We start from the raw sequence: 12,918 nt of genomic DNA on the forward strand, positions 1-12,918 counted from the left end.
GCCTAACATTAACTTAATCATTATCAGCGTCTAAAATATTAGCTGGCTCTATGCGAATCTTTTAAACTGCTTTGAGCTTAACTAAAAATTCTTGCGCTTTACTGATTTATTTTGGTTACAATAGTGCTAATGAATAAACACTAATTTATGAGTTTTAAATGCAATTTCCTGATGATGATAATGGCCAGCTTCTTGCTGAAATTTCCGCCGCCGGTGTAGATTTAAGTAAAATGCAACAAATTGATTTTTACATTTTATTTGAACAACAGGCTGATGCCGAAAAATTTGCAACTGAGATTGTAAACGATGCATTAGTGCAAACTGCTGATGTTGAGAAATGTAAAGATACCGGTGTTTGGGAGGTAATAGCCCATGTACAAATGGTTCCAGAGCATGCACTTTTAGGCCAAGCAGAACAATATATTGAAAGTATCGCTAATAGCTTAAATGGTTATGGCGATGGTTGGGGATTAGACGCAGAAGAAGTATAACCCTAATTTCATGATGAATGAGATATCCAGCTTAGCCTATCGGCTTAGCTGGTTTGCTTTTCTAAAGCTGCCTTTATAATCAAAAAGTTTATCTGCTACTTTCCAGCCATACTTTTTACTTTTTCGAGCAATCACAAAATCCGGTGGTATTAAATCAAACTGGGCTTTTATAACTTGCTCTGCACTGATAAATTCAATTGGTGACTGTCCCTGCCCTACACGCTTACCAAATTGCTTATTAAAGTAATACTGTGATCCTTTGTTTGCTAAATCAAAAACTTCATCACAACTGGCTCCGTCTTCATCAAAATAAGTAACTTTTAACAATTGCTCTTTAAGTTTAGTCACACTCAAGCCACTACAACGAAGTACTAATGCATCTTTAAGGTTTAACGCATTACGAAGCTTATCATCAGGATCGGCCATCACAGCACCACAGTCATGGCATTTTCGAGCAGCAATATCATTTTGTGCGCCGCACTGCTCACACTCTTTAAAACGAAAACGATAATCGCATTGCTCGCTTACCCCATTATCGTCTTCTAATAAGCCTTGGCAACGCCTACCAAAGTGCTCAACTACTTTGCCATCAGCGTCTGTTTTACCCCAAAATATATTGGCAAAGCCACACCCAGGACACAGCACTTGCACGGGTTCATTATCACTATCGCCTTTTTTATCACCCACCTCTGGGTAAAATAAATCAAAGCCATTGCCCGCATAGTCAATTACTAAACAATCATCTTTACCCTCAGCCAACCTTAAACCTCTACCGACAATTTGCTGGTATAAACTTACTGACTCTGTGGGCCGTAAAATAGCAATAAAATCAACATGGGGAGCATCAAAGCCCGTTGTCAGTACCGATATATTCACTAAGTACTTTAATTGTTGAGCTTTAAATTGCTTAATTATTTTATCGCGCTCGCTATTAGAAGTATCTCCAGTGATCAGCGCACTGTGATCCTCGGGTAAATAAGTCATTACCTCTTGTGCATGCATAACCGTAGCAGCAAATATCATCACGCCATGGCGGTTCTCACTATATTGAATAACCTGCTGCAGAATTGTTTGAGTTGCACGGGTCGATTTTTTTAACAGCGCATTCATATCCTCATTACTATACTGCCCAAATGCATTGCTAGTTAAAGATGAAAAGTCATAATGGCTAATTGCAGCATCAACCTCTTTAGGGGGAGTTAAGTAGTTATGCTTGATCATATAACGCAAAGGTAATTCAAAAATACAGCGTTTGAATGGGCTTTCCTTATTACCGCGCACAAAGCCATGGTAATGATGCTGATAAATCCAGCCTAGCCCTAGTCGGTAAGGCGTCGCGGTTAAACCTAATACTTTTAATTCAGGGTTGTGAGATTTAAGTGCATTGATAACTTTTCCGTATTGGCTTTTCTTTTCGCCATTTACTCTGTGACACTCATCAATAATAAGTAATGAGTAGTGCTCATTAAGTTTATTTAGATTACGCGATAACGACTGCACACTGGCAAAAGTAACTTGGTGGATTAACGACTTCTCTTTGAGTCCTGCGGAAAATATGCTCGCCTCAAGACCAAAGCTTTTATATTTTTGAGCATTTTGCTCCACTAATTCTTTTACGTGCGCCAACACCAATATTTTTTGTTTAGCAATACGCGCAAGTTCAGCTATCACCAAACTTTTACCCGCACCTGTAGGTAAAACAATAACAGCAGGTTCGTTAGTTTTTCTAAAGTGTAAAACGGTGCGTTCAACCGCTTCGCTCTGGTAGGGTCTAAGGGTGTAGGTCATAAATAGCTGGATACAATGGAGGTGAGGATAAGCTTAACAAAAAATAAATATTAACTCTCTGGTATTTAAAACTAAAAGTGCCAGCAACTGTATACTGGCACATATTTATTGGTCAAAGTAATTAAAGTGTATAATAAATCAACATATCTTTATGTTACTTGCCAATGTATTTATCTAAGAATAAGAGCATTTCTGTCCAACGCTCAATATTATTTTCTGGTTTATAAAAACCATGTCCTTCGCCACTTTTCATCATCCATTGGTAAGTAAAGTTCCGCTTTTTCAACTCATCCCTTAGCTTAAATGCATGCTCTTTAGGAACCCTAACATCCTCTTCACCTTGAATAATAAAAATAGGGACTTTAATTTTATCTACATTATGTACTGGCGATTGAGCTATTCTTGCTTCACCCTTTGGTAAAACTCTATCTAAATAGTTGATTCCTGAATCATTTTCTTTAATATCACCTTCGGTGTACATTAAATCTAAATCATAAACACCAACAAACCCAATTGAACATTTATATAAATCAGGTTCTCTAATTACACTTTGTAAAGCAGCGTAGCCACCATAAGAACCACCGTATACACACATTCTATCAGAATCAATGGTGCCATTTTTAACTAAATGCTGTGTTCCATCAGTCATATCATCGATCATAGTAGTTCCCCAGTTTTGAAAACCACTCACCAAAAACTCTCGTCCATAGCCACCTGAACCACGATAGTTAGGCTGAAGCACTGCATAACCATGTGCAGCTAATACTTTTGCATCTGAGTTTAAATTTGCAATAGAGTCACTGATACCATGGGGGCCACCATGAGGCATCAATATAAATGGTAAGTTTTTAGCTTCACCTGATGGTAAAGTTAATAAGCCGGTGATTAAGTTTCCATCACGGTTTTTATAGGTAATAATTTGAGTGCGAGGCACTAATGACTTTTTAAGCCAAGGTTTACTAGCTGTCAATGCTGAAAGCTTACGCTTTTTATTATCAAAAAGATAATATTTTGCCGGGTTATTCGCTGATGAAACACTCAATATCATTGTTTCATTATTTTTTGTAGACGAAGTAACTCTGACCACTTGATCTTTAAATGTACCCATCAAACTTTTAACTAAAGCTTGGCTTTCAGGATTTTTTGAACCATCAAGATATACTGACCCTATGTCTTTATATTCATACATACCAGCAATAACTTCGCCTAACTTTCCGTGTTCGTTAAAACCAAATATAGGATTTAGATCAGCCTCATTATGAGCAGCAAGAACAACATGTTTCTTTGTTTTAATATTAAAAGTAGCGATTGCTTTAGTATCAGTTTCTAAGTCACTTAAACCAACTAGAGTTTCATCATCAATAAACTTAATTGCGGAAAAGCCGCCTTCAAATTGTTCGCTTTCATGAATAACCTTCCATTCATCATCAACACTTACTCTAGCCATTAATACAGCTTTATTGTTTTTATTAGGGTTAACGCCCTGCGCAGCAAGTGCATCTCCGTCATCATTCGTAAATACTGAAACATTACTGCCTTTAAACACACGCATTGGTACTCGACCAACACCACGTTTTCGGCCAGTGGTGACTTTCATTCTGTATAAATCAAGGTAAGGTTCAGCAGCAGTCCATTCTACACTATAAATTAATACCTGATTTGGCTCAGAAGGTAGGTAATCTATAATTGATGAGAAACGAATATCGCCAGACTTTGCCCTAGGACCTGTTAATATTATTTTCTTACCACCATCAGCATCCATCGCAATTAGTTCGCCTGTTGGTCTAGGTTGCTCGAATGAGCCAACCTCTCTGGCCATAGTTAGTAATAGACGTTCGTCATTTAACCATGAGAATGAACTAACAGACTCATCCCCTTTTCCTCTAGTTACAGAAATTATTTTATTTTTAGTCAGGTCTAAAACCGTTAAACTAATAATTCCTTCATCATTACGTGAAGTAGATGCTAAATATTCTCCCGTAGGAGAGATTTTAATATCAATAAATTGAGAGTGTTTTGCGTAGGCTGATAAGATTGCTTCATCAACTTTTCCCGCATTTACGACAAAGCTTGAAAACAAAGCTAGTAGAAAAAACAAGCGATACATTTATTCAATCCTTAAAATAAAAAAAGCTCTCAAATTGAGAGCTTTATTGTGCATTCAAATATTAGAAGTTGTAGGTTACGTTCGCAAAGAAACGACGACCTATTCTGTCATATTGTGAATATAGTGCGGCATTACCAACGTTGAGTGTGCCACTTGCTGATAAAATTGGTGGCTCTTTATCGAACAAGTTAGCTATACCAGCAGTAACTTTTAAGCCCATATCAGTGTTAACTGTACCTGATAGAGCATGGTATGTTACCCACTTAGTATCACGAGTTGTATATACTGTTTCACCACGGTAAGTAGTTTCTTTCGAATCGTTGTAGTATTCGTAATCGTTGGTTGAATCTACGTAACGAGTCGTCCAAGTTAAGCTGTAGTCATCTTTAGAATATGTTAAAGAAACATTGCCAGTGTGCTTAGGCTCACCTAACTCACCTACGTAGTTATTTTCTTCACTATCTTCGAATAACTTATATTTACGTTCAATTTGCATTGTATGCTCTAAGCGCATGCGAAGTGAACCAAAGTCGAAGTCATCTTGGTATGTAAAGTTATAATCTACGCCACGTGCAATTTGACTTGCGACGTTAACATAACCGCTTCTAACTTCATCAATACCATAGTCGTTATTATCACCGTTTCGACGAGTAAATAAGTCACAAAGAGGCTCATTTGCAAAGTCTTTTGAGTCGTAACATCTACCAGTAATTTGGCTACCTGAAAGGCTTGTAACTTCGTCTGAAATTACGATGTCGTAGTAATCAATTGACGCAGCAAAAGTGTCTTCTGGGCTTCTCCAAACGATACCAATATTTTCATTGATTGCAGTTTCAGCTTTAAGTCGACCTGCACCACCGCTTGTGTAGATAATTGCAGAGCTACCGCCAGCAGTATAATCTGCTGGTACACCATCAGCTTGACAGTTGCTAGCAACTGTATCAGTAATATTACCTGCAGCTTGTTCACTTGCCCAATCTAAACATGGATCTATTGATAGCTGACCATTAAAGCCACTTTGATCTGCTAGGAACAATTCAAACAAAGCTGGTGAACGGAAAGAAGAACCACGGTTAGCACGAACACTTAAACCGTCATATATAACCCAATTTAAACCTAGTTTAAATGTTGTATCGTTACCGTAAGTAGAAACGTCAGTCCAACGCGCTGAAGCTGTTAGATCTAATGAATCAACATAGTCCATATCGCTTAACAATGGAACTTTAAACTCGGCATAAACTGCACGAGATATTTGTGAACCTGCAGTTTTACCAGCGCCAGATAATCCCCAAGAATTACCGTTAATTGTATTCTCTCCTGGCGTGTCATCAATTTCGTCTTTTTGAATTGAGATACCAAACGCAGTCGCAATTGTTCCAGCCGGAACCTCCATTACGTCCCCGGTCATGTAAGCTTCAAAAGTTTGTTGCTTATAAATGGTGTTTCCTACATCTTCACCAAAAATAAAATCTCTTACTTCATCTGAAGGATTACCATATAAAAATTGTGGATCAGTCCACGGTAAATCTACACATGTTTTTTGAGAAAATTCAGTAACTTCACCATTACACGAAGTTCCGTTGGCAGTATTTTCTTGAGCCATGACCAAAGAGTCACGGTAGAAGATGTCATTCTTATATTCACCATCATTGTAGCTATTTTGGTAGGAAACATCCCAGTCCCAAAAACCTAAGCTACCTGAAGCACCAACTACAACACGTGTGTAGTCAACAGTTGTGTCTGAAGAGTAGTGGTCAGATAATGCAACTGGTAAAAAGAAAGCGTCTCCATCAAAACCATCAAACTGACCTGCAGGTATAACACCTACATCTGCAGTCCAGAATTGACGATAGCCTTGGGTTGTAGTGTTTCGAGAACTATGAATGAACTCAGCGTAAGCTGTAATATCATCTGTAATTTGATAGTCACCTAATGCATATACAGACCAAACTTTATTTTCAGGGTTCATCGTTTCTTCGTCACGGAAAGGATGATCCATATTCCACCAACCATCACTTTCTTTGTCGTAAGAAACCGGATACCAACCATCTGGAGTAGTTAAATCGCCAGGCTGAGATGCTGTAGTATTGTAGCTGTCATAGTTATTTTCAGCAAAGAAACCGTCATAATCGTAAGCAAGTTGAGGACCGCTGCCAACAATATTAGATGCACCTGCGCCGTATACCCACAAACCGTAACCAGTTTCATTACAATGTGCTTTACCTGTGCGAGGATCGATTGGATCAGCTGATGTACCATCAGCATTTAATAAAAGGCGCTCTGAACAAGCTAAGAAGTCACGATCACCACGTTTCAATTCTTTAGTGATTTTATAATCGGCTGTAACACGGAAGGAGCCCTTACTGAATTCTTCACCATAGGAGAAGTTAACACGTTGCTCTTCACCGCCAGACTCAAAAGGTTGGCTTATATCAACAGTAACTGTTTTAGAGTCGCCTTTTTTGGTGATAATATTAATTACACCAGCAACCGCATCTGAACCATATAATGATGATGCACCATCTTTTAATATTTCAACACGCTCAACAGTTGAAAGAGGTATTGTATTTAAATCAAAGCCAGATACTTCACCACGGGTACCAGCAGGACCTGCACGACGGCCATTTAAAAGGATAAGAGTACGAGAAGCCCCTAAACCACGCAGTGAAACTGTTTCTGTACCTTTACCACCAGCAGTTACATAACCAACACTCAACGCTGAAGTGATTTGGTTAGAACCAGCCGCAGCGGTACTTGTTCTCAGTAAATCACCAAGTGTTTTAATACCTTCATTCTCGGCATCTTCAACCGAAATGATATCGATAGGAACTTCACTGGCAAAACTATCAGTACGAATACGTGAGCCTGTAACTTGGATACGCTCTACTTTTTCTGCTTTTTCTTCTTCTGCAGCAAATGTGCTTGCTGAAAAAGCAGCTGTAGAAACTGCACCAAAAGCAATCGCTAAGCGAACAGCTTTTGAAACTTTATTATTTAACATGTGATTCTCCCTAGAACACTATTATATTTTTATTATTTAACAAGATGTTTATAAACTTGCTAAGTTCCTATAATAATCCTAGAAGAATATAAAGGTCAACAGAGCATTAACAATATACACAACTAATTTAATCTCTTAACGTACATCCACAACCATATAATCAACTTATTAACATGCGTCAGTAGCAATTTATTTCATTTTATTATGTCCAAACTCACTACCATCAAAATTTTTTCCGCCCCTATAGGCAACAAAATAACAGCAGGTTTATTAGTTTCCTAAAGTATAAACGTTGCGTTCAACCGCTTCTTGTTGGTACGGTATATGGACTTCCCATGGTTTACCAGACACCAGTAAATTACATTGTAATTTCTAATGTGGAGTGTTTTATGGGCAAAGACAAACGTTATACCCAAGAATTCAAAATTGAAGTGATTAAGCAAATAAAAGCACGTAGTTATTCAACTTATTAGGTTTAAAAAAAAGCTAGGTCTTACTAAAAGTCATATCACGAGCGAACTCAGTTATCAGATAAACCCAAACAGATTAGAGTGTAAATGAGCAATTAAAAGGATCTAAACTTGCAGCAGCTTTATAGCTATGACGCGATATGCCCGATACTTTATAGATTTTTTATACGTTTTAAGCTGCTTTGAGTTTAATGATTGGGTTGTTAGTGTGTAGTATCAGAGTTACCTCTTATATTTTTTGATCTAAAGATCTGATAACCATATAGAAAGCTCCTCGAGTTTCTCGATACAGTTTTTAACCAAGGCTGAAACACTTAGCTATAAACGTTTACATAATAAATGCCTCTCATTTTATCTTTTCTATCCCCTTATAAAGACAAGTGAAAAGGGCTTGTTGTCGAATCAACCTTTTATTGGTATTAGTTCGTTGATGCATGCTGACGACCATAATGAGACACACTGGTTTGCTGCAATGCTACATCTAAACATTCTGCCTGAAGGCTATATTTCCTCCGTGAACTCGGGGCTGTTCGCGACTTAATGCGTAAAAAATAAAATCGCTCATAACTAGTGATTTATTATTAGCCCAAATCATTGCATACGATATCTTGGGTACAAGCTCAGTAGCAACAAAATTAAACAAATGGCCGCGGATGTTGAACAGGTAAACACAAGCTTTTAGCTCAATGAATACAGAACTAGCGGTCATTTCTAACCCCTTATTAACACGCTGTGATCAACAGTAAATCAATACAATAGAGAGTGCCATATTATAACAAACATCGCTCCCCCCTGAGTTTATAAGCCTAACCAGTATCGATGAGATTGGGTAGACGTTAGTACTGAACATTATGTTAGAGACAGGCACTATTAAACGTTTTGATAGCCTAGGTAATTTCTCCTCCTATTGTCGCTGCGTTAAAGGTTAAAAAAACAGTAATGGGAAGAAGAAAGGCGCTACAGATCAAAAGAATGGTAATCGTTACTTAACGTGGGCGTTTACTGAGGCCGCTAACTTTACCATTCAGTGTAATCTAACAAGCAAAAAATATTACCAACGCAAATTGGCTATAACGGATCAATATATCGCAATTAAAACGGTTATGCATAAGCTTACAAGAGCGTGTTAACACATGCTGAAAGACTATTTCCCATTTGATGAACACAAGGCTTTTTCTTAACGGATATACAACGAGTTAGGTTAAAATGTTGAGTTAAAAACTGGGTTGGTAAAACCATCAGATTTGATTGTTCCTGCAGGTTAACCGCTCACATTTTTAAATGTTGGTATTTCTAATGTCTGAGCCATAAAGGATTTGTTATGTGAAAGCATATACCATGGATTTGCTGTAGCGCAGTGTAAACATAACCAGAAACTTGACTGGTATTGGTACTAAATCATGACTTGAGCGAAAGCCAAAGACCTTAATTAATCATCAAAAATGCTTAAATAAAACGCCTTAGTTCATATGGGTAACAGGAGTATATTCACACCAATCGACGCCATTACTAGGTGCGTAGTCATATTTAAATTGAGTCAAAAATTAGCAACACTTGGTTTTTTAATAAAAAGATCAAGAAAGCACAGCTGCCTGCTTGACCTAAATTTCTAATTATCGACACCTTTACCAAAACGGATAACTCTCACTTTTTAAGTTAAGGTGTCAGATCTTGTCAGGATTGATACACCTTACAACTGCTTAAAAATCAAGCTAAAGCTTATTGCTTACAAAATTATATGAACAAAAGATCATGATATTATTTATTGTCTTGGTAAATATTCCCTCTTTTATTGATTTCTCTCATTGCCTCTTGATTTTTTCTGCGTTGTTCCTCTGCCAACTCTTTGGACATGCATTTGCGCTTTTTAATATTACTTCCAGTCACAGCAATATTCTCACAAACCATATCATCATTCTTGGCTAATGCATCTTTACTGATTGAAGTACAACCTGTTAAAACTAATAATCCAATACTTAATAAGCTAAATGTTATTTTCATTTTATTATCCTTAATATATAAAAAGCGCTGATACAAAGCATCAGCGCTGAATGTTATATTTAATCAAACTCTAAGCTTAAAACTTAGCGTTAAGAGTTAAATACACATGACGACCAGTTGTATTATAAGTACGTGGGTCAGTATTATCGTTAAAGCCTGTTGCAGCGTACGGAGGATCTTCATCAAATACGTTGTTAACACCAACAGTTGCTGTGTAGTTATCTAAGAAGTAACTAAAGCGAACATTATGAATTACTTGAGAATCAATCGTTCTAATTACATCGTAAGAATCAAGAGCGCCATTAACAGTGACTGCTTGAGTTCTGAATGAAGGATTAACATCAGCAAGATCTTCTGGGTCAATATTCGTAAAGTTTTCTTCAACTTCACCAATATAACGAAGTGCATAAGTTGCAGACCAGTTATCTTGAGACAATGTTAAATTTAGATTAGTCTTCCACTCAGGGAAGTTACCATCACCACTATTACGGCGATAGTAGCCAGCATTCTGTAGTGTAGAACCATCAGCTTGAGTGATTGTGTAATCATCGTAGTAAGTTGCATCTAAACTAGCTGACAACGCACCAAATGAAGTATCTGTAGCATAAGCTACGTTGAAATCATAACCAGACGATTCAACGCCACCTACATTTACGTTTCGGTCATCAATATCACTTGAGTTACCGGCTAAAATACCTGATGTGTAACGCGTAATTTGATCACAGTAAGTTCCAGACTCAGCACATTTGTTTAGTATTAACTGCTCACCAATAGTACTAATTGCATTTTCTAACTCAATATCCCAATAATCAATTGTGAAAGATAAACCGTCAAAGAAATCAGGGCTATATACTAAACCAACAGTAAAGATATCAGCTTCCTCTGGCTGTAGATCTGGGTTACCACCACGCGTAGAAGATAATTGATCACCAATAGGTTCAAAACCAGCGGCAGGAACACCATCAGCGATACAGAACGCTGTTGGATTAGTTGCACATGGGTCAGAAACTTCTGGGCTATTATCAGATGAGCCTGAGAATAAGTCAGATGTTGAAGGTGCTCTAAATGCAGTTGAAGACGTACCTCGGAACATTAGGCCATCCATTGGAGACCATTTAATACCCACTTTGTGGTTTGTAGTATCACCAAACGTATCGTAATCAGAATAACGTATAGCTAAATCTAATTCTAATACTTTAGCTAACGGTGCGTCATATAATAAAGGAACGTTAAATTCGGCATAGGCTTCATCTACAGTGTAACTACCTGATGTTTCCTGACGAGACGAGCCTGAAGTAATACCAAGCGCAATTAATGCGTCTGGGAAATCCCCACCCTTTTCTTCTCTGTGTTCAACACCAAATGCCATACCTAAGCTACCAGCAGGAAGCTCAAATGCACTACCAAATACGCTACCACTAATAATTTGCTGTTCATTTGAACCAAAATCATGAGCCTCAAATGTAATGAAATCTAGCATCTCTTGACTAACTTGTGAATCAGTACCTGGAATACCAAATACATTTAAAGAAGTACAACCTGCGATAGGATTGTCAACTGTACCACATACGATGCTACCATCTGTGTCTTGGAAAGAAGGACCTACAGCTTGAGCAACTTTCTCGAAGTTTACACCACCTTCGCGTTTAGTTGTTGAGTCGCTGGTACCGAAGATGTATGACACCTCATAGCCCCAATCGTCATTGATGTCACCTTCAAACCCAAGAACAGCACGAACAGTATCTACACGGAATTGTGTATCACGACCGCCTGTTTCAACCATACGACGACGCCAGTCTGAAATTTCTACACTGTTACCATTTCTATCTTTTGGACCAAACTGCTGGTTATAGTAGTTATCTGCAGAGTAGTTTGCATCAGTCACACCAAAGAAAGCTAAAGGTGCAAGCGGTAATGGTGCAAGCTTAGTGTCTGAAACGCGACGATTTAAACTAAGCTCAGAGAAAAAACGAGCATGATCGTTAAATTCATAATTGCTTTGCACAAATATACCATAGCGTTCAGCAGGCGTAAGGTGGAAGTTTACAGGGGCAAAGTTATAGGCATCTTTATCACCATTCCAACAGTCATAACCTGTTGGGTTAGCAAAATCACTTGGATCAGATTGACCAGGGCCATTTGCTGCACCATGTGTAAATGAAGAACAGTCTTCACCAGCAATAGAGCCGTCAATACCGTTGTAACGACCCCATGGTGTAGCTGAAGAACCACCTTTAGAAAGTTCTCCACTAGCGTCCATGTCTAATGAAAATTTAGACCAATCACGATCACCTGAAGACTGAGAACCCTGCTGTATATAATAGGCACTTGCTACAACGCCGCCTTTATCATTTGTAAAACCTACTGTAAAATCATAGCTTTTAGTTTCACCGTCACCGCCGTGAGTAGAAGCATCATAACTTGCTGTTGCTTCAAAGCCTTCAAAATCGTCACGTGTTATAACGTTAACAACACCGCCAATTGCATCAGAACCATAGATAGCAGATGCACCATCTTTAAGGACTTCAACGCGTTTAATAATTGCCGTTGGGATTGTACTTAGATCCACAGAAGAGTTTGCGCCGCTTCCTGATGCAACCATACGACGACCATTAAGTAGTACAAGTGTTCTGGAAGAACCTAAACCGCGTAATGAAACACGAACAGCACCAGAGCCGCCATTGTTAACGGCTGTATTTGTACCAGCACCAGCTACAGAAGGAATTTCTTGAAGAATATCACCAACATTACCAATACCAGAAGCGATAAGATCGTCACGAGATATGATTTGAACAGGGTTGGCACCTTCCATATCTGTTCTTTTGATACGTGAGCCCGTAACTTCGATTCTTTCAACTTTTTCTGCACCTTCAGCAGCAAAACTGCTTGCAGAAAATGCAGCTGTTGATGCTGCGCCAAAAGCAATTGCTAAGCGAACTGCTTTTGAAACTTTATTATTTAACATTTGATTCTCCCTAGAATACCATTGTATTTTTTATATTTAACAAATCATCAGTACTTGCTGATGCAGATTTGATGACCATATTCCCATGGTAATCC

7 protein-coding genes are annotated in these 12,918 nt (G+C 38.2%); 2 read left to right on the plus strand and 5 right to left on the minus strand.

What is annotated here, in order from left to right; genetic code table 11:
* Nucleotides 1–158: 158 nt before the first annotated feature.
* Nucleotides 159–491, plus strand: coding sequence for a ribonuclease E inhibitor RraB (locus tag CWB75_RS05325; RefSeq protein WP_010388233.1), 333 nt, complete (start codon nt 159–161; stop codon nt 489–491).
* Nucleotides 492–527: 36 nt separating this feature from the next.
* Here CWB75_RS05325 and radD read toward each other — a convergent pair whose 3' ends face one another.
* From radD to CWB75_RS05340, 3 genes are all read right to left on the minus strand, one after another.
* A complete protein-coding gene (gene radD, locus CWB75_RS05330) occupies nt 528–2,279 on the minus strand; it encodes a DNA repair helicase RadD (protein WP_138570077.1) in 1,752 nt (583 codons plus the stop codon).
* Nucleotides 2,280–2,433: 154 nt separating this feature from the next.
* Nucleotides 2,434–4,386: an alpha/beta hydrolase family protein gene (locus CWB75_RS05335; RefSeq protein WP_138570078.1), complete on the minus strand. Its 1,953-nt coding sequence runs from the start codon at nt 4,384–4,386 to the stop codon at nt 2,434–2,436.
* A 61-nt stretch (nt 4,387–4,447) separates the two neighbouring features.
* Entirely contained in the window at nt 4,448–7,387 is a 2,940-nt protein-coding gene (locus tag CWB75_RS05340; protein WP_138570079.1) for a TonB-dependent receptor domain-containing protein, read from the minus strand.
* 335 nt (nt 7,388–7,722) lie between these two features.
* Here CWB75_RS05340 and CWB75_RS19065 point away from each other — a divergent pair, with 335 nt between their 5' ends.
* Entirely contained in the window at nt 7,723–7,860 is a 138-nt protein-coding gene (locus CWB75_RS19065; protein ID WP_171039097.1) for a helix-turn-helix domain-containing protein, read from the plus strand.
* A 1,755-nt stretch (nt 7,861–9,615) separates the two neighbouring features.
* Here CWB75_RS19065 and CWB75_RS05350 read toward each other — a convergent pair.
* Together CWB75_RS05350 and CWB75_RS05355 are read right to left on the minus strand one after the other, a co-directional pair.
* Nucleotides 9,616–9,858, minus strand: coding sequence for a hypothetical protein (locus tag CWB75_RS05350; protein WP_138570080.1), 243 nt, complete (start codon nt 9,856–9,858; stop codon nt 9,616–9,618).
* A gap of 76 nt (nt 9,859–9,934) precedes the next feature.
* Nucleotides 9,935–12,823, minus strand: a complete 2,889-nt coding sequence (locus CWB75_RS05355; RefSeq protein WP_138570081.1) for a TonB-dependent receptor plug domain-containing protein — start codon at nt 12,821–12,823, stop codon at nt 9,935–9,937.
* Nucleotides 12,824–12,918 lie beyond the last annotated feature (95 nt).

The sequence above is a fragment of the Pseudoalteromonas sp. S1608 genome, assembly GCF_005887265.1.
GTDB lineage: Bacteria > Pseudomonadota > Gammaproteobacteria > Enterobacterales > Alteromonadaceae > Pseudoalteromonas > Pseudoalteromonas undina.